Source organism: Cohnella ginsengisoli, assembly GCF_029525555.1.
Lineage (GTDB): Bacteria > Bacillota > Bacilli > Paenibacillales > Paenibacillaceae > Cohnella > Cohnella ginsengisoli.
The window spans coordinates 1,410,915-1,430,620 of sequence record NZ_JAPDHZ010000003.1; the positions used below are offsets into that span (position 1 = coordinate 1,410,915).

The 19,706-nt window shown below is 61.5% G+C and carries 17 protein-coding genes and 4 pseudogenes; 5 read left to right on the forward strand and 16 right to left on the reverse strand.

All coding sequences use genetic code 11. From position 1 onward, the window contains the following. Positions 1-230 precede the first annotated feature (230 nt). A pseudogene (gene bcp / locus OMP38_RS17725) lies at positions 231-705 on the reverse strand (thioredoxin-dependent thiol peroxidase). Between the two features lie 760 nt (positions 706-1,465). Here bcp and OMP38_RS17730 point away from each other — a divergent pair. Continuing rightward, positions 1,466-2,197 carry a DNA-binding response regulator gene (locus tag OMP38_RS17730; RefSeq protein WP_277566300.1) on the forward strand — a complete coding sequence of 244 codons (732 nt, stop codon included), beginning with the start codon at positions 1,466-1,468 and terminating at the stop codon, positions 2,195-2,197. A 553-nt stretch (positions 2,198-2,750) separates the two neighbouring features. Here OMP38_RS17730 and OMP38_RS17735 read toward each other — a convergent pair. The 3 genes from OMP38_RS17735 to OMP38_RS17745 are packed head-to-tail and all read right to left on the reverse strand — an operon-like array spanning position 2,751 to position 5,557. Then, entirely contained in the window at positions 2,751-3,548 is a 798-nt protein-coding gene (locus tag OMP38_RS17735; RefSeq protein WP_277566856.1) for an ABC transporter permease, read from the reverse strand. Between the two features lie 12 nt (positions 3,549-3,560). Then, positions 3,561-4,310 carry an ABC transporter permease gene (locus OMP38_RS17740; protein ID WP_420869705.1) on the reverse strand — a complete coding sequence of 250 codons (750 nt, stop codon included), beginning with the start codon at positions 4,308-4,310 and terminating at the stop codon, positions 3,561-3,563. Positions 4,311-4,351: 41 nt separating this feature from the next. Then, positions 4,352-5,557, reverse strand: coding sequence for an ABC transporter ATP-binding protein (locus tag OMP38_RS17745; protein WP_277566302.1), 1,206 nt, complete (start codon positions 5,555-5,557; stop codon positions 4,352-4,354). A gap of 114 nt (positions 5,558-5,671) precedes the next feature. Between OMP38_RS17745 and OMP38_RS17750 the strand changes: the two genes are divergently transcribed. From OMP38_RS17750 to OMP38_RS17760, 3 genes are all read left to right on the forward strand, one after another. Next, entirely contained in the window at positions 5,672-6,691 is a 1,020-nt protein-coding gene (locus tag OMP38_RS17750; RefSeq protein WP_277566303.1) for an LCP family protein, read from the forward strand. Between the two features lie 96 nt (positions 6,692-6,787). Continuing rightward, on the forward strand, positions 6,788-8,122 hold the full coding sequence (locus OMP38_RS17755) for a glutamate-1-semialdehyde 2,1-aminomutase (protein WP_277566304.1): 1,335 nt from the start codon (positions 6,788-6,790) through the stop codon (positions 8,120-8,122). A 142-nt stretch (positions 8,123-8,264) separates the two neighbouring features. Next, positions 8,265-8,624, forward strand: coding sequence for a dihydrofolate reductase family protein (locus OMP38_RS17760; protein ID WP_277566305.1), 360 nt, complete (start codon positions 8,265-8,267; stop codon positions 8,622-8,624). Between the two features lie 88 nt (positions 8,625-8,712). Here OMP38_RS17760 and OMP38_RS17765 read toward each other — a convergent pair whose 3' ends face one another. From OMP38_RS17765 to OMP38_RS17795, 7 genes and pseudogenes are all read right to left on the reverse strand, one after another. Beyond that, the gene (locus OMP38_RS17765) at positions 8,713-9,039 is read right to left on the reverse strand and encodes a hypothetical protein (protein WP_420869671.1); all 327 of its coding nucleotides are present in this window, start codon (positions 9,037-9,039) and stop codon (positions 8,713-8,715) included. Positions 9,040-9,147: 108 nt separating this feature from the next. Then, positions 9,148-9,984 carry an inositol monophosphatase family protein gene (locus OMP38_RS17770; RefSeq protein ID WP_277566306.1) on the reverse strand — a complete coding sequence of 279 codons (837 nt, stop codon included), beginning with the start codon at positions 9,982-9,984 and terminating at the stop codon, positions 9,148-9,150. Between the two features lie 136 nt (positions 9,985-10,120). Continuing rightward, positions 10,121-10,855 carry a sulfite exporter TauE/SafE family protein gene (locus tag OMP38_RS17775; protein WP_338130537.1) on the reverse strand — a complete coding sequence of 245 codons (735 nt, stop codon included), beginning with the start codon at positions 10,853-10,855 and terminating at the stop codon, positions 10,121-10,123. A gap of 212 nt (positions 10,856-11,067) precedes the next feature. Continuing rightward, positions 11,068-12,110: pseudogene (gene uvsE / locus OMP38_RS17780) on the reverse strand (UV DNA damage repair endonuclease UvsE). Between the two features lie 181 nt (positions 12,111-12,291). Continuing rightward, the gene (nagA, locus tag OMP38_RS17785) at positions 12,292-13,464 is read right to left on the reverse strand and encodes an N-acetylglucosamine-6-phosphate deacetylase (protein WP_277566307.1); all 1,173 of its coding nucleotides are present in this window, start codon (positions 13,462-13,464) and stop codon (positions 12,292-12,294) included. After that, on the reverse strand, positions 13,454-13,927 hold the full coding sequence (locus OMP38_RS17790) for an ROK family protein (RefSeq protein ID WP_277566308.1): 474 nt from the start codon (positions 13,925-13,927) through the stop codon (positions 13,454-13,456). Before OMP38_RS17790 ends, nagA begins: the two co-directional genes overlap by 11 nt. A gap of 4 nt (positions 13,928-13,931) precedes the next feature. Then, positions 13,932-14,459 carry an ROK family protein gene (locus tag OMP38_RS17795; RefSeq protein ID WP_277566309.1) on the reverse strand — a complete coding sequence of 176 codons (528 nt, stop codon included), beginning with the start codon at positions 14,457-14,459 and terminating at the stop codon, positions 13,932-13,934. Between the two features lie 267 nt (positions 14,460-14,726). Between OMP38_RS17795 and OMP38_RS17800 the strand changes: the two genes are divergently transcribed. Beyond that, entirely contained in the window at positions 14,727-15,941 is a 1,215-nt protein-coding gene (locus OMP38_RS17800; RefSeq protein WP_277566310.1) for a right-handed parallel beta-helix repeat-containing protein, read from the forward strand. A gap of 96 nt (positions 15,942-16,037) precedes the next feature. Here OMP38_RS17800 and OMP38_RS17805 read toward each other — a convergent pair whose 3' ends face one another. The 5 genes and pseudogenes from OMP38_RS17805 to OMP38_RS35980 all read right to left on the reverse strand — a co-directional run. After that, positions 16,038-16,673 (reverse strand): sensor histidine kinase, encoded by a 636-nt coding sequence (locus tag OMP38_RS17805; RefSeq protein ID WP_277566311.1) that lies wholly within the window; start codon positions 16,671-16,673, stop codon positions 16,038-16,040. A 73-nt stretch (positions 16,674-16,746) separates the two neighbouring features. Continuing rightward, positions 16,747-17,433 (reverse strand): annotated as a pseudogene (locus OMP38_RS35970) (HAMP domain-containing protein); the annotation flags it as partial. Continuing rightward, on the reverse strand, positions 17,324-17,845 hold the full coding sequence (locus tag OMP38_RS17815; RefSeq protein ID WP_277566313.1) for a hypothetical protein: 522 nt from the start codon (positions 17,843-17,845) through the stop codon (positions 17,324-17,326). The pseudogene OMP38_RS35970 and the gene OMP38_RS17815, both read right to left, overlap by 110 nt. Continuing rightward, on the reverse strand, positions 17,838-18,035 hold the full coding sequence (locus OMP38_RS35975) for a helix-turn-helix transcriptional regulator (RefSeq protein ID WP_420869672.1): 198 nt from the start codon (positions 18,033-18,035) through the stop codon (positions 17,838-17,840). Before OMP38_RS35975 ends, OMP38_RS17815 begins: the two co-directional genes overlap by 8 nt. Positions 18,036-19,131: 1,096 nt before the next feature. Further along, positions 19,132-19,536, reverse strand: a pseudogene (locus OMP38_RS35980) (response regulator); the annotation flags it as partial. Between the last annotated feature and the right edge of the window lie 170 nt (positions 19,537-19,706).

Here is a 19,706-nt window from a genome sequence, read left to right on the forward strand (position 1 = left end):
CTGCAGGCGCCGCTTCGGACGAACGAGTCGCCGGGCGCGCCTGTGCCGGATACACGCAAATCGATTGTTGTAATTATAGCTTCGCCGCTTCGACAGCGTCAAGGCGATTCGGCCTTTTGCGGAAGCGGTCGAACGCCGTCTGGGGTGAGTAGAAATTAGCGACGGAAAATAAGACAATGGCGCTGTTTTATTTGTCCGGCGCGGCGCGAATTGGCGAAAATAAAAGGATGTTACGCGCCTTCGCCGCGGACCGCCGCGAGCACCGCTTCGGCGTGGCCCTTCACCCGCACGTTGCGCCATTCCCGGCGCAAGATGCCGTCCTCGTCGATGAGAAAGGTCGAGCGAACGATGCCCATGTATTCCCTGCCGTACAACTTTTTTGAGCTGCCACACGCCGTATAGCTCCGCCACCCGATGGTCGGGGTCCGACAGCAGCAGGAAGGGAAGGCCGAATTTGTCCGCGAATTTGCGATGCGCTTTGAGATCGTCCGGGCTCACGCCGAGCACGACGGCGCCGGAATCGCCGAAAGCCGGATGCGCGTCGCGGAAATCGCACGATTCCTGCGTGCACGTCGGCGTGTTATCCTTCGGATAAAAGTAAAGCACGACCTTGCGGCCGCGATATTGGCTCAGACTGACCTGCTCCTCCGCGCTCTCCAGTTCGAATTCGGGCGCAGGCGAGCCGACTTGAAGCGCTGCTTCCACTTGCTTCTCTCCTTTTTATCTACAGGTCTCCCCATAGCGTATCAGATGTCGTTAAAGGAGTAAAAGCATGTCGGCGGCGGCGCGGCAATTGACGTTATTTCCCGGGAAAAGAACAACCGGATTCGCCACCCCTCGCGGGTTTGGCGAATCCGGTCATGGAGTGGAATCCCGTTCGACTCAAGGGTTTTCGGCTGCGGCGAGCTCGATCCCCAGGCAGCATTCTCCATTGCCTTCAGGCAATTCGACGGTGTAAAAGCGCGCGCAGGCGCTTCTAACTTCGACATCCTCGCCGTCAACCCGCGCGGATCTCGGCGGCCTGTCGGAGACGAAGCCGAACGGCCCGTCGCCTTCCCCGACACGAATGCGAGCCGGGACGCATCGCGCTAGCTCCAAACCGGCGTATTGCGCACTCCAGCCGCCCGAAGTCGACGGCGCCGCGGATGACGGAGGTGCAGCCCACAACATGGAGCTGCGTATGGGGATGCCGCTGCTTGACGTAGCCGATCCAATCTTGCGGATGGGTCAACTAACTGGAACGAAGCGGCCGAAGTGGCGGCTGAGAAAGTGGTTAAGCCGCGGCAGGAAGCTCAGTATCGGTCATTCGCATCGGTTTTCCTCCTTAGGCCGAGATTGGAGGGCCGGCCTCTCCTCTTCCTGCACATTCCCATGCCAGCGCCTACAACTCCCCGAAAGCCATAGAAATATTTCTTCTTGATCGCAATGAACCTGAAACGTATACTTGCCCTATAAACATTAGCGCGTGAAGAACACCGCCTCTCCTACCGGAGCTGGCGGTGTTTTTGTTGCCATTTTCAAGGAGGAGATGTGCTGGATGGATGAAGTATATACCAAGTGGCTGGAGCGACAGCGCCTGGGACGGTCGGGCGAATCCTTGCGCAGACTGCTTGAAGGACACGCTTTTAATGAAGCGCTGTTTGCAAAAGAAATATGGCTTAAGGGCGTTGGTAATTTGAATAATCTACAAGCCGATTATGAGGTGCCCGGATTTGGAGAGGGCTCGTTTTACATCGACCATGCTTACCTGAGACCTCCGTACAAGATCGGTTGGGAGATCGACGACTTCAAGACGCATGGATTACACACGAGCCGGCGCACGTTTGAATACGAGCGGGAGCGACAAAATTACCTCGTTCTGAACGGCTGGACCGTATTCCGTATGCCCCTGGATATGATCCGAGATCAGCCTAACAAGTGCAGGCGTTTCGTTCTGCTTACGCTTGGGAAAATGTACGGCGACTTCGGAGATAAAAGGGAGCTCTCCCTTCCGCTTAAACAGCGAGAGATCGTCCGATTCGCAAATAAACTGGAACGGCCGTTCTCGCCTGCCGAGGCTGGCGATTTGCTGGGTATCAGTACTCGGCATGCACGAACGATTTTGCACGAGATGACCGAGCAGGGGTGGCTCGATCAGGCTGGCGGACACCAGCGAATAAGAACCTATCGGCTTGGAGAAAAAGGTAAATTGTTGTGAGAACAGGGAGCAAAGGTTTTGGGTCTCCGTGGTTTAAATGCTGTGCGAAGTAGCGGAACTTTTTTCCGCTATCGGCTCGGGGGGCAGTGTGCCTGCGGCCCTTAACGGAACTTTTATCCGTTATCGGCTCGGGGGGCAGTGTGCCCGCGGGCTCTTAGCGGAACTTCCTTCCGCTATCGGCCCAGGGGGTGGTGTGCCGGCCGGCTTTAGCGGAACTTTTTTCCGCTATCGGCCCAGGAGGAAGTTTCCCTCGGGCTCTTAGCGGAACTCTTTTCCGCTATCGGCTCAGGAGCAGTGTGCCTGCGGCCCTTAGCGGAACTTTTTTCCGCTATCGGCCCAGGTGGCAGTGTGTCTGCGGGCCCTTAGCGGAACTTTTTTCCGCTATCGGTCCAGGGGGAAGTTTCCCTCGGGCTCTTAGCGGAACTTCTTTCCTTTATTGGCTCGGGGACAGTGTGCCTGCAGGCCATAGCAGAACTTTATTCCGCTATAGTCCCGAAGAGCATTGAGCTCGCGACTCGCTTGAGATAGCGGTGTTTCCCCAAACTCCTTTCCGCTAGCTCCCCGCCCCCCGATAGCGCTTCACGCCGCGGTTCCAGACCGCGAGGCCGATGCCTGCCGCGATCAGGCCGACGACGGGCGTCATCCAGGCCATGAAGACGCTGCGATGCGCTTCGAGGAAGAACATGGCCGGGTATACGCCGACGAAGGCGAACGGCAGCACCCAGGTGAGCAAGAAGCGGATGCCCCGGTTGTAGATTTGCACCGGATAACGGCCGTAGCTCTGTATGTTGTACATGAGCGGGATGATGCCCGTCGGCGCGTCCGAGTAAAACGAGATCGCCGCCAGTGTCACGTAGATTCCCGTGTAAATGAGCACCGAGCCCAGCACCATCACGACGAGCACGAACGGGTCGTACCAGTCGAACGCGAGCCCGAGCTTGCCCCACGCCGTGCCCATGATCGCGAGCCCGACGAGCGAGGAGACGAGCGACGGCGGGTCTACGTTTTCCAGCATGACCTGGGCAAGGGAGTGGGCGGGCCGGGTCAATACGCGGTCCATCTCCCCCTTGATGATGTAGCGATCGCCGAAGTTCCACAGATTCGTAAAGGCGCCGAACACCCCTTGCGCGATCATGAAGTAGCCGTACACGAACACGACTTCGGATTCGCTCCAGTCCCCGAGCGTCGGGGTGTGCTGGAAGACGATAAAGATGAACAGCAAATTCGTCAGCGAAAACAGCAGGTCGCTCACGACCTCCACCCAGAAATCGGCGCGATAGGTCAGTTTCACCTTGGCGTAATTGGCGATGTATTCTTTGAATAGTCCGAACGTGTATCCAAGTCTAGACAGTCTCAATTTATTTTAGCCCCCTTGCACGAAAAGCCGTCGGCGCGCTGACCGCCACATGAGCACGATCGGTACGACGAGGACCGCGAACCAGCCGATTTGGATGAGCAGCGCGTGCCACGTCTCGGCATCGCTCGTCCGGCCCGTAAACACCGAGCTCGGCAAATACGTGATCGCCTGGAACGGCAGCCAATCCATGGCCGCACGCCCCCATGCCGGGAAAAAGGCGATCGGCACGACGACGCCGGACAGCAGATCGACGAGCACCCGCTTCATGCGCATGAGCCCCTCGTTGTTCTCGACGAAGAAGGCGAACAAGCCGGTCAAGATGTTGAGCTGCGTATTGATCAGAAAGCTGAACCAGATCATGACGAAAAACACGATCCAGCGCATCGGGTCCGTCGGCAGCGTCACGTGGAAAAGCAGCGTCGCCAGAATCATCCCCGGCACCATGAACAGCAGCAGGCGAAACACGCCCTCGCCGAAGCCCTGCATCATTTTCACCATTAAATAGTTGATTGGACGCGTCATCTGCACCGCCACGCTGCCGTCTCTGATCTCGTTCGAAATCTCGCGGTCGAGGTTGTTGAAGTAAAACGCGCGCGCCATCCATGACACGGCCACATACGTCGTCATCTGCTCGACCGTGAAGCCGGCCAGCGTCCCGGCGTCGCCGTAGATCGCTTGCCACAGGAAATAATAAGCGCCGATGTTAATGGCGTAAACGATAATGCCGCTATAATAATTAACGCGGTAAGCAAGCATCGTCAAAAAGCGGATGCGAATAAATTCGAAGTAAGCGGCGTTCACGGCTTGGTCGCCTCCGCCCGTGCGGTGGGCCGCGAACTGTCGGCGCTCGAATCGGCGTCAGCCTTGTTCCCAGATCGATCGCCAGCCGGTATGTCGTCAGATGCTCCTCTGTCTGCCGCTGTCCCTGCCGATGTCCCCGCCGATCCGCCGCTTGATGGTCCGCCGCCTGATGGTCCGCCGCCCGCCAGCGTCTCCTCCGGCGTCTGCGCGCTGCCCGTCCGGTAAATTTCGCGCACGATCTCCTCCGTATTCGTCTCGATGATCTTGATGTCGCTGATCTCCATCGTACCGACGACGCGCGACAGCACCTCCGAAACGTTGATCTCGAGCGGAATCCATACCGTCGCGGTGAAGGCGTCGCCGACGCTCCATTTGACGTCCATGCCGTCCGTCAGCGCGGCCAGCCTGTCCGCCCGCACGGCGTCGCCGAACGTGAAGACGACCTCGCGGCCTTTGCCCCAGCGGGTCTTGAGCTCCTCCAGCCCGCCGTCGTAGATAATGCGTCCGTCGTCGAGCATAATAACGCGCGAGCAGAGCGCCTCGATGTCCTGCAGGTCGTGCGTCGTGAGCAGAATCGTCGTGCCGCGCTCGCGATTGATCCGTTTCAGAAACTCGCGGATCTCCGTCTTCACGACGATGTCGAGGCCGATCGTCGGCTCGTCGAGGAACAGGATCGACGGGTTGTGCAGCAGCGCGGCCGCCAGCTCGCAGCGCATCCGCTGCCCGAGGCTCAGCTTGCGCACCGGCCGGTTCAGCAGCTCGCCGAGCGACAGCGTTTCGACGAGCTCGTCGAGCAGCCGCTTGAAGTCGTTTTCGCCGACGCCGTACACCTTGCGCAGCAGCCGAAACGACTCGATGACGCCGATGTCCCACCACAGCTGGCTGCGCTGGCCGAACACGACGCCGATGCCCTGGACGAACTTTTCCCTTTCCTTGTGCGGCACGAAGCCGTTGACCTTGATATGTCCGGACGTCGGGACGAGGATGCCGGTCAGCATCTTGATCGTCGTCGACTTGCCGGCGCCGTTCTCCCCGATATAGCCGCAGATCTCGCCCTGCGGGATCGCGAAGCTGATGTCCTTGACCGCGGTCACTTCCGTGTATTCGCGCTTGAAAAGATCCTTCAGCGCGCCGCCGATGCCCTCGCGGTTTTTCTGAACGTTGAACTGCTTGCGCAGATCGCGTACGTCGATGGCTAACATTCCATATTCCTCCGTCATTCGACTTAACTTGATTCGAGTCGTGCGGGAACGATATAATTCAATATGTTATCTTACAGGAGATTGATCTTAACGTAAAACGAAGGGAACATGTGGATGCGCAGCCAGCCGCGAAAAAAGAGAAGGTGGCCCCTCTATACGGGTCTCTCCATATTAGCGATCGTGATCGCCTTTGCCTCGTGGTACGTATACAGCGGTTACCACGCGCTTGACCGGCTCGACAAACCGAAGGAAGACTCGATTTTCAGCAACGTGCCCGAGAAGCCTGAAGAACAGCCGCCCGAATGGACCGGCACCGAGCGCGTCAATGTCCTGCTTATGGGCGGGGACAACCGGGGACTTACGAAGGGAGAAGCGCCTCGATCCGACTCGATGCTCATCGCTTCGTTCGATCCGACGTCAAAGAAGGTTCACCTCTTCTCGATCTTGCGCGATACGTACGTGAAGATTCCGGGACACGGCTCGGATCGTCTCAACGCGGCGCTCTCGATCGGCGGACCCAACCTGTCGATGAAGACGATCTCCGAATTGACCGGTCTTGATATCCAGTATTATGTGTACGCGGACTTCCAGGGCTTCATCAAGCTGGTGGACGCGATCGGCGGCGTGGACTTTTATGTGGAAAAAGACATGAAATATACGTCGGCAGCCGACAAGCACCTTTACGATATCGATCTGAAGCAGGGGCAGCAGCATCTTGACGGCGATCATGCGCTGCAGTACGTCCGCTTCCGCCACGACAAGCTCAGCGACTTTACGCGCACCGAGCGCCAGCGCGCCTTCCTCGGCGCGGTCGCCGACAAGCTGCAGTCCGGCTGGAATCTGATCAAGCTGCCGACCATCTTGAACAAGGTCGTGCCTTATATCGAGACCAACATGTCGGTCAACGACATGTGGAAGCTCGCCAGCCTCGGCTACAAGTCGCATCAGGCCGGCTCCGCGCAGCTGCCGCCGATGGATAACCTGGTCGAGCAGAACATCGGAGGCTCGACGATCGGCATTCGCGACGAGGACAAACTGCGCGAGTACATCCAGGAAGTGCTCGCTTCGGATTCGTCCGCGGCGTCGCCATCGCCTTCGGGCTCCGCGTCGGCATCCGCGAGCGCTACGCCATAAATTTCACGTTCGCCAAGATGGGGACCGCCGATTCGGCGGTCTCTTCACGTTGGCTCGCTTCATACCCCTATCCCATTCGCTCAGGAGGCCCCTTATATGTCGAATCCTCAAGCAAGCTCGAACCTAAGACCCGAATCCGCGCGCCTATACGAAGAAGCCCAGCGCCATATCGTCGGCGGCGTCAACAGCCCGTCGCGCTCCTTCAAGGCCGTCGGCGGCGGCGCCCCCGTGTTCATGCAGCGCGCCGAAGGCGCCTACTTCTGGGACGTGGACGGCAACCGCTACCTCGACTATCTGGCCGCGTTCGGCCCGATCATCACCGGCCACGCGCATCCGCACGTGACTTCGGCGATCGTGCGCGCCGCGCAGAACGGCACGCTGTACGGCACGCCGACCGAAGGCGAGGTCACGCTCGCGCGCATGCTGAAGGAAGCGATTCCGTCGCTGGATAAAGTGCGCTTCGTCAACTCGGGCACCGAAGCCGTCATGACGACGATTCGCGTCGCGCGCGCGGCTACCGGGCGCAACAAGATCGTCAAGTTCGCCGGCTGCTACCACGGCCACTCCGACCTCGTGCTGGTCGCCGCGGGCTCGGGTCCCTCGACGCTGGGCATTCCCGACAGCGCGGGCATCCCGGTCAGCATCGCGAGCGAAGTGATCACGGTGCCGTTCAACGACACCGAAGGGCTGCGGCTCGCGCTCGAGGCTTGGGGCGACGACGTGGCCGCCGTCATGATCGAGCCGATCGTCGGCAACTTCGGCATGGTGATGCCGAAGTCCGGCTTCCTCGAAGACGTGTGCCGCATGACCCGCGCGGCCGGCGCGCTCGTCATTTACGACGAGGTTATCACGGCGTTCCGGTTCCACTACGGCACGACGCAGACTTACGCGGCTGCGTTCGCGGACTTTGCGGCGATCGAGCCGGACCTGACGGCGCTCGGCAAGATCATCGGCGGCGGCCTGCCGATCGGCGCCTACGGCGGCCGCGCCGAGATCATGGCGCAGGTCGCGCCGCTCGGCCCCGCCTATCAGGCGGGCACGATGGCCGGCAACCCCGCCTCCATCGCGGCGGGCATCGCCTGCCTCGAGGTGCTGCGCGAGCCGGGCGTCTATGCGCGCATGGAGGCGCTCGGCACGCGCCTGGCCGACGGCCTGCGCGAGTCGGCGGAGCGCCATGGCGTGCCGCTGACGGTCAACCGCATCGCCGGCGCGATCTCGACGCACTTCTGCGACCACCCCGTCACGAACTATGACGAGGCGCAGGATACCGACGGCGAGCGCTTCGCGGCGTTCTTCCGCGAGATGCTGTCGCGGGGCATCTATCTGGCGCCATCCAAGTACGAGGCGTGGTTCCTGACGACCGCGCATACTGATGCGGACATCGACCGGACGCTCGAAGCGGCGGAGGAGAGCTTTAAGTCGATTCGGTAGTCGCCGGAAGAGGACAAGGAAACACGAGCTCGGCGCGGAACCGCACATTTCTTGTGCGGTTCTTGTGCATGCGGCGCGGGCACGCGGCATAGAGCCTTGCGTTCAAGCGCACGCGATAGTAGGCCGGCGGACATACGAAGCAATGGCGGGCAACGGAGGCGGAGGCCGACCGTTCGCGGATCTCGACATCGTCGTCGTCTCCGCAAGCGCGAAGGAGCTGCCGGGCGCCACGATCGCGGACACGCCCCAGGAGGCGCTTGACTACCTGCGCGGCAAGGGGCATTCGACCGCGCTGTTGTCCGGCGGAGGCGCGCTTCACCAGGCCTTTCTCCGCCAAGGGCTCGTCGACGAGCTCATCTTCAATATCGCCCCCGTTCTGGAGGGCAAGGGAATGAACATCCTGCTCGATTATGAGAAATATACATACCAAGACGTCACCTTGATCGAATCCAAGCCGTTCGAAGGCGGCGTAGTGCAGCTTAAATACGCGCTGGCGCGTTAAGAGCTTACGCGCGCCCCAAGCTCCGCGAAGTTCTAAAGGACGCACAACGAAAAAGACGACCCTCGGGGCCGTCTTTTTCATTGCCTGCTCACTCGGACTTGGCACGGTCGTCGTACCGCCCGTCCGCTTCCTTCGCCAGCTTGCGGTATGCCTCCGTCTCTTCGGCGACGGGATCCCGCTCCGTCTGGATCCGAATCTCCCATCTCGGGGACAAGCGCGCGAGCGCTTCTTCGTTCGGATCGCCGGTCGCCGGTTCGCCCTCGGTCAGCTGCCTCACGAGCTCGGCCTCCGCGCCGGACATAAAGGCCGCTTCGTCGTCCACGTAATCTTCGGCCGCCCGCGCGGCGAGCCCCTCCGGACGCTCCGGCATCGGCTGCGATTGGTCGAATCTTCCGTCCGATCGGTTGTCTCGCATCGTAGTCGCACTCCTTTCTTAAGTAGCATGATCCTTACGCCCTACTCTCATGTACCCCAAGCGGGATCGAATGCTTAAGTGTGGAAACGATACTGCGAGCGTAGACGCTTAAGCGTCCGCAAGCGCCTTCAACAATTCATCGTGTATCAGGCCGTTGCTGGCGGCGATATCGCGGACGCCGAGCGAATAAGGCTGGCCGTTCTGGTCGGTGACGACGCCGCCGGATTCCGCGATCATCAGCGCGCCGGCAGCCAAATCCCAGGCGTTCAAACCGACCTCCCAGAAGCCGGTGAGCCGGCCAGCGGCGACATAGGCCATGTGCAGCGCGGCGGAGCCGGAACTGCGGATGTTGCGTACTTGCGGCGCGAGCGCCAGCGTCTGCTTGAGATTGCGCGGCAGCGCGGAGAGATGGTCCGCCGGGAAGCCGGTGGCCAGCAAGCTTTGCGCGAGCGCGGGCTCGGCTGACGCCTGCATCCGTTTGCCGTGTACGTAGGCGCCCTTCCCCTTCTCGGCGACGAACAGCTCGTCTCGCGACGGATCGTAGATGACCCCGACGATCACTTCCCCGCGATAGGCGAGCGCGATCGACACCGAGTAGAACGGGAATCCGTGCACGTAATTGGTCGTTCCGTCGACCGGATCCACGATCCACAGATATTCGCTGCCGCCCATTTTGGCGATCGATTGCGCCGAAGCCTCGGGCCCGGGCTCTACGCCCTCCTCGCCCAAAAACGAGTGGGTCGGGTAGTGCGTCGCGAGCAGGTTGCGGATGAGCCGCTCGGAGCCCTTGTCCACTTCGGTGACGAGATCGTGCTTCGAAAACTTAAGATCGGGCGCCGCGAACTGCCCGATCCTGCTCTTGATCCACTCGCCCGCCTTGGAAGCGCAGTTGATCGCGACGGCCGTGAAGCTCTTGCCCCCGATCGTATTCGAATTGTCGCTCATGTCTTCATCCCTCATTACGCATTATGAATTCGTATCGCTTCTACCGCTTGTCTACCGTTGATCTCTCTAGTTATACGCGACGGCGCGGCGCGGCGTTCCGGCGCTTGGCCCCGCCCCTTGAAGGAAGGGCTCGAAGCTACATCTCGGTCGCGCCCTTGAAGATGAGATATCCCGCCATGATGAGCAAGGTCACGCGCAGCAGCCACATCAGCTGCGGCCCGGACAGCCTCGATGCGATGACCGCGCCGGCGCGGCCGCCGATCAGCGCGCCCGGCGCTAACGCCAGGAACAGCGGCCAATCGATATTGCCGTTCCACAGGTGCACGGCGCTGCCCAATATCGAGGACAGGAAAATGACGAACATCGAGCTTGCCGTGGCGACATGCGGCGGAAACCTGAACAATATGACCATGATCGGCACGAACAGCGAACCGCCGCCGATCCCGAACAAGCCCGAGCAGAGCCCGACGGCGAAGCCGATCGTCAGCGCCAGCGGCAGGTTGTAGCCGTATTCGTGCACGGCGCCCGAGCCGTCGGCGAACGATCGCTTGATCGGCCAATCGATGCGCAGCGGCTTCATCCGCTCGCGGGCCAGCATCAAGCCGAACATCGCGAGCATGAACAGGCCGAACGCCAGCTGGAACGGCCCCTGCGGGATGTAGTCGGTTACCAGCGCGCCGATCATGGCGGCCGGTCCGCTCGTGGCGAAGAACAGCCAGCCGCTGCGAAAATCGACCTTGCCCTGCTTGCGGTACGTCCAGGTGGACGTCAAAGCCGTGAAGATCAGCACGGCCAGCGAGGTGCCGACCGCCGTCTGCGACGACACTTCCTGGCCGAGCAGGCTCGGCCCCAGCAGCACGAGCGCGGGCACGATTATGATGCCGCCCCCAGCCCGACAATGCTGCCAAACAGGGCGGCGACGATGCCGATCAGTACGAGGATAGTAGTAGCCAACTGCCATGCTCCCTATTTGGTCGTTTGTTGGTTGATTCACTTTATTATACCTGTACCGGACCCGGAAGCGAAGCATCGGTTATAGTTAGCTCTTGTTCAAGGAAGTCAGCGGCTCGCGCCTTGCCCAGCTCACCCCTCGATCTCTACGCTGGCGCCGTCCACGATCCGGATATCGCCGGCACCGGCCTCCGCGGCTGCGCGAAGCTCGTCCATCAGCTTGAACAACGCCTCGTCCTTCCGCTTGGCTTCGATCATCACGTCGACGGCGGGCGTCGATCCGGCGATCGCGCGCAAAAACGAGAGCAGCGGCTCCAAAGACACGTGATCGGCATGTCCCCGGGGATCGGTCGCGCTTTTGGGGGTGGAGACGTGAATCTTAGGCGGCAGCGGCGCATGCGAAGGCGCTCCCTCCGCAACGCCGCCGGCCTCGCGCTGAAGTCCGTTCCAGCCGTACTCCCGCCAAGTCCGCTGAATCCGGTCCCAGAGCGACTCGGGCGCGATGCCCTCCGGGTTGTTGACCGCGTGATGGTGAATGTCGAGTACCATCGGCACGCCCGCCTCCTCGCTAATCGCGAGCGTCTCGGCGGCCGTAAACGTCTTGTCGTCGTTCTCGAGCGTCATCCGGCGGACGATGCGCGCCTCGAGCGCGCCGAACTGCGAGAGAAGCGCCGTCCCGCCGCTTCCTTGTCGCCGTAAGTGCCGCCGACGTGGATGTTGCAGGTCGCCCGCTCGTCCAGCCCCATCAGCTCGAACATCCGGACGTGATGGCGCAAGTCCTTGATCGAATTGCGCAGCACCTCCGGCCTCGGCGTGCTAAAGACGGTGAAGTGGTCCGGGTGGAACGAAACGCGGATGCCCGTCTCGCGGACATAGGCGCCGACCGCGGCAAAATCGTCCGCCAGGATCGCATACGGATCCCAGTCGGCCAGCGCGTCGTGCGTCGCGAGCGGGATGAGCTTGGACGTGAGCCGGTAGAGGTGGATGTCCGAGTATTTGCAGTGACTGAGCAGGCGCTGCGTATGCTGCAGGTTCTCCTGCGCGATGCGCGCAAGCCGAAGCAGCGCGCCTTCGCGGTCCGGCAGCTTGCTGAAGTTGGTATAAGTCATCGTGCGCGACGGGGATGCATTCTCCAGCAGCACGGACATCGCGACAAAGCCGAACCTGACGAGCACGGAACCGCCTCCTTTTTACATGAAGTGTACCCCGCGCGGGCGCGGCCCACCCATGCATGCGCAATAGATCCTTATGTATGAAAAAAAACGCCACCCCGCCAAGCATCGCTGCTCGAACGGAGTGACGCGAACTTTAGAGGAGTGCCGCAGCTTTAACGACGGCGTTTATCCGATCGGACTGTCAGCCGCCTTCTTCGAATAGACCTTCCGGCCCCGGACATAGGTAGACTGCAGCGCAAGCGCGCCGTCCAGCACGAGGAAGTCGGCGTCCATGCCCGCCTCCAGCTTCCCCCTTGCGACCCGATACGCCGATCTGCCGGGCCGGGACCTCCGTCAGCGAAGGCAGCACCTCCTCCAGCGGGCGGCCGGTGAACCGCAGGACGTTGCGCAAGGCCTGAAGCATGGTGAGGCTGCTGCCCGCCAGACTCGAACCGTCCTTCAACCACACCTGCCCGTCCTTCATCGTCGTGTCTCCGTATTCTCCGTCGGGCAATCCGGCGCAGTAGACGGCGTCGGTAATGACGCACACGCCGCGCGCCCCTTTGACGTCGTACAACAGCTTGACCGCATCCGGATGCACGTGGATCCCGTCGGCGATCAGCTCCGTCGCCAGCTCCGGGCAGATCAGTCCGGCGCCGGCTACGCCCGGTTCCCGATGGTGGAACGGGCTCATGCCGTTGAAGTGATGCGTCGTCTGCGTCGCCCCCCGCCCGATCGCCTCGCGCATCTGCGCCAGCGTCGCGTCCGAATGGCCGACGGACACGGTGACGCCCGCCCGGGACAGTCGCTCCGCCGCCACCATGCCGCCTTCGATCTCCGGCGCGAGCGTGACGATCCGGAGAAGGCCCCCGGCCGCCTCGAGATAACGGCCCAGCTCGTCCGGACGCGCCGGACGAATATTGCCTTTGTCCTGCGCCCCGCAGCGGATCGGGTTCAAGAACGGGCCCTCCAGATGGAGGCCCAGCAGCTCCGCGCCTTCGAGCCCCCGCGCGGCTGCCTGAACGGCGTTCCGCAAAGCATCGGCAATCTCCGCCTCGGCGGCGGACTCCGTCGTGGCCAGAAAAGAGGTCGTGCCGTGCGCCGCGTGGTACAGGCTCATCCCGTTCAAGCCCTCGTACGTAGCGTCCATCGCCTGCCAGCCGCCGCCGCCGTGGACGTGCTGGTCGATCAACCCCGGGATCACGACGTTTCCGCCCAGATCAAGGATCTTCGCCTCCGCGGCTTCTAGCTCCGAACCGCCGACAGCTTCGATCCGTCCGTCGGCGCCGATCAGCAAACGTCCGCCGTCGATCCTGCGGCCGCCCGCGTAGATCGTCCCATTGGTCACCAGCAGGCGGCCGATACTATTCGTCATATGCAATGCCCCTCTCCCTTGACCAATTCTTGATCGCGAAGCGTACGGCGCCGACGAGGCCGGCCTTGTCCTGCAGCTTGCCGGGCACCACGATCGGCCGCCACTCCGCTTCGGGGATGTGTACGGCCAGCTCGTCGCGGATCGGCTGCAGCAGGCAGTCGCCCGCGGCGGCCACGCCTCCCCCGACGATGATCATCCGCGGATCGACGGCAAAGGCGAGCGCGGCCAGCTTGCGTCCAAGGGCGCGGCCTACGAACCGGAAGATATCCGCAGCCACGGCATCGCCCGCCTGGCAGGCCAGGAAGACGTCGAGCGCGGTGATCGGACGCGTCAGATCCGCCAGAGACGTTGACTGACCGCCTTGTACGGCCTCGGCCGCGAGCCTCGCGATGCCCGGCGCCGACGCGATCGTCTCGAGGCAGCCCCGCTTGCCGCAGTTGCACGGCGCGTCCAGTCCGTCCACGCGGTCATGCCCGATCTCGCCGGCCAGGAGACGGCTCCCCCCGCGCCAAGACGCCGTCCATCATGATGCCAGCCGACAGCCCCGTCCCTACCGTGATGCAGACCAGGTCGGCGCAGCCTTCGCCCGCCCCCGCCGCGGCTTCGCCCAAAGTATAGAGCCTGACGTCGTTATCGATATAGACAGGCGCCCCCAGACGCCGGCTCATCTCTTCTGCGAACGGCACGTTTTTCCAGCCCATGTTCGAGGCGTCCAGCGCCATCCCGCTCGCGGTATCCACCCAGCCGGGAACGCCGAACCCGGCGGCGGCGATATCGCGGTATCCGTGCGCCTGCGCGAGCGCCGCGATCTCCATGCCCAGCCGGTCGATGAATTCGGCCGGATCGGACGTCGGGCGACGCGGATCCGCGCGCATCGTCGCGATCCGCCGCTCGCCGATCGGCAAGCCGCGCTCGTCGAAGAGGCCGATTACGGTGTTCGTCCCTCCGATATCCGCGCCGATAAAGGCCGCACCAGACTTTTCCATCTCCGCCATCCTAGCAGACCTCCGTCGCGCGAACGCCTAGTATAGCTTCTATGGTAGAACGAATCAGGCTGCCGGCATACAGGCCGTTTTTAATTTATACTGCGGAACTCTTATCCTCAAGTTACCTAGCCGGCGCTACAGCCCGTGCTGTCCGGCCGCGCCCGGAGTGATTAAGATCCACTCAGTAAAAAACGCGAACGCCTCATCGTCACGGCGCCGCGCCTGAAGTAGACTAGACTGGATCATAAGGGATTCCCTACAAGGAGCTGTAAAGAGATGGAGAAAATCGTCATCGAAGTCGGCCCCCCTCCCTCGTCCGCAGCCGCGGCAGGCTGGGCGACCCGAACCATTCAATCGGCGATCGATTATGCGGCCAATCTCGGGGGCGGCACGGTCAAGCTGGGCGAAGGCGTCTATGCGCTGGACGGCACGCTTCATCTGCGTTCGGGCGTCCGGCTCGAAGGTATTCCCGGCCGGACCGTGCTGCAGCAGGGCGAGGAGCGGCTGTCCGAGTTGGCGTGCGACGCCGACCGGCACGAGCGTCAGGCAGCGGTCCTGCATCCCGACCGCTTCGAGATCGGACAGACCGTGACGATCCGCAAAGCCGCGTCGAGCATGCTATTCGGGGACACCGTCGCCGTCATCGTCGGCAAAGAGGGGCAAGTGCTGCACCTCGACCGCGAACTGCACGCAACCGTGCTGATGGACGAGGGTGGCATCGCGACGACGCAGTCCCCCGTCGTCGCGGCCTACGACTGCGCGGACATCGAGCTGTACGGACTGACCGTCCAAGGAAACGAAAACAACGTCACGCAGGCGGAGGGCTGCCGCAGCGCGGGCATCTACCTGTACGGCGTCGCCCTTGCGCGGATCGAGCGCTGCGCCGTGCGCGCCTACAAGGGAGACGGCATCAGCTACCAGCACTGCGCGGACATCGCCGTCGAGGAGTGCGAAGCCGTCGGCAACGCCGGAAAGGGCGTTCACCCCGGCAGCGGCACGTCACGCACGCGGATCGTGAACAGCCGCTTCGACGGCAATGGCCTGGACGGCATCTTCCTCTGCTGGCGCGTGCAGGACAGCGTCGTGGAAGGCTGCACGGCGGTCGGCAACGGGATGAGCGGCCTTTCCATCGGTCACAAGGATGTTCGCAACGTCATCCGTTTCAACCGTTTTTCGGACAACCGTTACTACGGCATCTTCTTCCGCAACGAAAAAGAACCGATGTCGGCCAGCTACAACCGGGTCGAAGGGAATACGCTGGAAGACAACGGCTCGGATGAAATGGGCTACATCGGCATCCGAATGCGTGGATACACGCACGACGTCGAGCTCGTATCGAACCGGATCTCCTTCGCCAAAGCGCCGCCGGAGCGGACGATCGGCATCTGCCTGGAACCGCATACGTCGAGCATCACGCTCGGGGACAACAAGTTCGCGGGCTGCGCGCTGCGGACGCACGACCACTGGGAGCCCGGCGGGCGGCATGAATAAATAAAAGCCGTTCCGGCGCCGCTGCTGGAACGGCTTTCTTGCGGTCGTGCACGATCCCGTCTTGCTTAAGATTCTTTTTTTCAGCTTCGCCTATCCTCAGATCGCATCCCGCTGCGCGGGCTCAGTGTCCAGGATCGGATGCGAGATCCCGATGACCGTCCCGCCCTCGTCCCTGTTCTCGATCTGCAGTCCGTACCGTTCGCCGAAATAGAGCGCCAGCCGTTCATGGACATTGCGCAAGCCGACCCCTTTGCGCTGATGGGGGACGTTGCGCTCGGCGGTCAGCAGCCCGGCGCGGAGCGCCTCCGGAATGCCCGGACCGTTATCCACGATCTCGAACAGGAGCCGGTAGGGCTCGAGGCTGCCCCGAATCAGAATCTTGACCGCCTCTCCGTCTCCGGCATGCCGGGTACCGTGCTTGATCGCGTTCTCCACGAGCGGCTGAAGCATCAGGCGCATGCAGGGCAGCTGCAGGATGTCTTCGTCGATCATGTAGACGACCCGGATCGAAGTATCCTGGCGCGCGGACTGGATGGCGACGTAAGCCTTGACGTGCTCGATCTCGCGTTCGACCGTCGTCAGTTCCCGTCCGTCGTTCAAGCTCAGCCGCAGCAGGTTGCCGAGCGACCGGACCATCTCGCTGATATCGGACGCTTGCCTGCTTTCGGCTTTCCAGCGAATCGCCTCGAGCGTGTTGTACAAAAAGTGCGGATTGATCTGATGCGTGAGCACCTGAAACTCCAGTTCTTTTTTTGTCTTTCGCCTCTTTCTCCGCGCTGCTGACCAGTTCATCGATTTTCCGCACCATATTGTCGAAGCCCATATAGAGCCAGCCGATCTCGTCCGAACGCTTAAGCTGCGGCCAGTTGTGCACCGTCTCCCCGTGCTCTACTTTGCGCATCGCTTTGACGAGCTTCTGGATCGGATTGGTGAACCTATAAGTGAAAAAGGCGACGGTAAAGACCGAAATCGCGAGATAAAACAGCAGAAAGAGAAAGCTGATGCGCTCGATGCCCGATACCGGCCTCGTGAGCACCGATACGGGAATGAGGCTGAGCACCTTCCAATCGTTATGGGTCAGCGTCGCGTACGTCGCCATATACTGCACGCCTTCGATCGTGAGCCGGCTCGCGGCCTCCGTAGACTGCTTGAGGAAATCATCCAGCTCGGGCGAATCGAATCGGGTCCCGATCCGTTCCGCTTCCTGGTGATAGACGATCGTATTGTTTTCGTTCAGCAGCACGACCTGCTGGCGATCTACCATTTTGACCGGCGCCAGATACTCGCTCAGCGTGCTTGCCTTGATGTCGGCGATGACGAAGCCCAGCGGCTTGGACTGGTTCAGTCCGTACAATTGCTTGATTTTCGACAGGAACGGCTCCTTATAGAGGATCGGATTGTCCTGCGGCAGGAACAGCTGCCAGTAAGGAGACTTCATCTCCTTGGCCAGACGGAACCAGGCCTGGCTCTCGATATCTTCGTCCTGGTAGATCGTGTGCGTAAAGGTCGGATAACGCGACGGCTCGATCGGGAAGATCCGGATCGTGTACGCATGCGTGTTTCTGTTCAGCAAGCTGGTATACTGTACGAGCCTGGACGTGATCTCCAGCTCCTCCAGCTCCCCCCGACGGCCTTATGCTGAGCAGCTCCTGCATATCCTGAGAATACATGATCTCGCTCTGGGCGTTGTCTACCAGGTCGAGATAATTGTCCAGCACCTTCGCGTTCTTGACCATCATCTCCATGGACACGAACGAGCTTACGTCTTGAATCGCCTTGATGGACTTGGAATAGGCAAAGTAGCCGATGAACAAAAAGGGAAGCACGACGATCAGGAAAAACAAAAGAATCACTTGGCGGCGGATCGAGAATCGGCCCAACTGGGTTCGAACCGTTCTAATCATGCCGGCCGCTCCGGCTGTTGCGGTACTCCTGCGGCGTGCAGCCGTACGCGCGTTTGAACAGCTTGGCGAAGTGGACGGGATCCTGGTAACCGACCATGTAGCTGATCTGGTAAACCTTGTACCTGAGATCGCCGAGCCGGTCCGCCGCGTTTTTCAGGCGTACGTCGGTCAGATACTCCAGGAAGTTCATGTCGGTTTCTTTTTTTGAACAGCTTGCTGAGCCATACCGGCGTCACGTGCACCCGGTCGGCGACCATTTGCAGCGTCAGGTTTTCCTGATATCGCTCATGGATGATGCGCTGTGCCTCGTCTACGATCTGGCTGCGCGATCCGGACTGCGCCTTGATGCTCTCCGCCGCCTTCAGCAGCTGTTCCGTCGCCTGCTCCCTGAGCGACTCCAGCGTGTCGAAGCGTTCGAGATGCTCCCAGAGCGCGATCGGATGCTTTTCCCAGGACGTTTCCTTCCAGCCCGCCGTCTTCTGCGCGGCCCGAAATACGTCAAGCAGCCACTCGAACGTGCGCTGCTGCAGGTCTTTCGGATGCTTGACCTCCCAGGACTTGGCCAGCCTTGGGAACCCGGCCATCGTCTCCCGGATCTCCCTGTCGGTACCGTACTTCAAGATCTCCACGGTTTCCTTTGGATTGGCCAGCTGGTACTCGTGACGGTCGCCGAAGTCGTCCTCGGACGCCTCCTCTGCCTCGCTTCCTTGGAGCCTTCGGCTGACAAGCGACTCCATCGCGCTGCCGTACAGATGGGACAGCTGCTGAAGCCCGCCTTTCCCGTTGGCCTCGCCCATGTCCAGCCGGATATCCAGCGTGCGCCCGATCCGCTCGCGCGCTTCCTCTAGCAGGTCCGCGCGGGGCTCCCCGATGTCCGCTTCGGACTGCTCGAGGATCGCGATCCAGTCGTCCTGCTCGGACCTGAATAGCGCGTGACGGCCGGGATGCCGCTCGGCGATCGTCTGCGCGAGGAGACCTCCGACGTCCGCGAGCAGCGCGTCCTTGTCGAGTACGGGCATTTTAAGTGTAAGCGCCTTCAAGCTGTCGACGCCAAATACAGCGAGCCGGAGCCGCGCGTCGAGCAGCCAAGCGAGATCCAGCTGCCCCAGCTTGTGCTCGGTCCGCGACGCAGGATCCTCCCGGTAGGCGCGACTGATCAGCTGGCGCAGAAGCTCTTCCCTGATCTTGGGGACGGCCGACTCGTATCCTTGCCGGATGAGGCTGCGGCGCAGCTCGCTTTCACTCTTCTCGCGCTGTCGCTGGAGCGCCACCGTAACCGCCTTGAACAAATCGTTCTTGTCCAGCGGCTTGAGCAGGTAATCCGATACGCCGAGCTTGAAGGCTTCCTTGGCATAATGAAAATCGTCGAAGCCGCTGACGACGATCATGTCGCCTCCGTACTTTTCCTGCGCGAGCGTCTCGATCAGCTTCAAGCCGGACATGCGGGGCATGCGGATATCCGTGACGATCAGGTCCGGCCGCCGCGCGAGCGCCAGCTCCAGCGCCGTATCGCCGTCGTCGGCATCCAGCACCTCGTCGACGCCCCACGCCGACCAGGGGATCTGTTTAACAAGACCGTTGCGAATTTCCCTTTCATCGTCGACTATCAAGATCCGGACCATCTCGCCGCCTCCTCGAATTTTCACTGTCCTATTGCGCGTAGATAACGGGAATGAGGCTTTGATCTCCATTTTGCGCAGGGTCTCCCGGCGCCGCTATGAGCCATTCTAGACGAATGCAGGGCGTTTTTATCTCTGTTGCAACGCTAGGATGCCGGTTCGTCTCCTGGCTCAATATTTCTCCTTCGATGCCATCCATTCCTTCCCAAAAGAGTGAAAAACGCCGATTCCGATGAAATCCG

Excerpts from the sequence above, each read along its gene's own strand:
- OMP38_RS17765 (WP_420869671.1), bottom strand. The coding sequence starts at position 9,039 with ATGCGAGACAACCGATCGGACGGAAGATTCGACCAATCGCAGCCGATG.
- OMP38_RS17815 (WP_277566313.1), bottom strand. The coding sequence starts at position 17,845 with ATGATTAGAACGGTTCGAACCCAGTTGGGCCGATTCTCGATCCGCCGC.
- OMP38_RS17760 (WP_277566305.1), top strand. The coding sequence starts at position 8,265 with ATGGCGGGCAACGGAGGCGGAGGCCGACCGTTCGCGGATCTCGACATC.
- OMP38_RS17755 (WP_277566304.1), top strand. The coding sequence starts at position 6,788 with ATGTCGAATCCTCAAGCAAGCTCGAACCTAAGACCCGAATCCGCGCGC.
- OMP38_RS17795 (WP_277566309.1), bottom strand. The coding sequence starts at position 14,459 with ATGGCGGAGATGGAAAAGTCTGGTGCGGCCTTTATCGGCGCGGATATC.
- OMP38_RS17745 (WP_277566302.1), bottom strand. The coding sequence starts at position 5,557 with ATGTTAGCCATCGACGTACGCGATCTGCGCAAGCAGTTCAACGTTCAG.
- OMP38_RS17750 (WP_277566303.1), top strand. The coding sequence starts at position 5,672 with ATGCGCAGCCAGCCGCGAAAAAAGAGAAGGTGGCCCCTCTATACGGGT.
- nagA (WP_277566307.1), bottom strand. The coding sequence starts at position 13,464 with ATGACGAATAGTATCGGCCGCCTGCTGGTGACCAATGGGACGATCTAC.
- OMP38_RS17740 (WP_420869705.1), bottom strand. The coding sequence starts at position 4,310 with ATGCTTGCTTACCGCGTTAATTATTATAGCGGCATTATCGTTTACGCC.
- OMP38_RS17770 (WP_277566306.1), bottom strand. The coding sequence starts at position 9,984 with ATGAGCGACAATTCGAATACGATCGGGGGCAAGAGCTTCACGGCCGTC.
- OMP38_RS35975 (WP_420869672.1), bottom strand. The coding sequence starts at position 18,035 with ATGAACTTCCTGGAGTATCTGACCGACGTACGCCTGAAAAACGCGGCG.
- OMP38_RS17800 (WP_277566310.1), top strand. The coding sequence starts at position 14,727 with ATGGAGAAAATCGTCATCGAAGTCGGCCCCCCTCCCTCGTCCGCAGCC.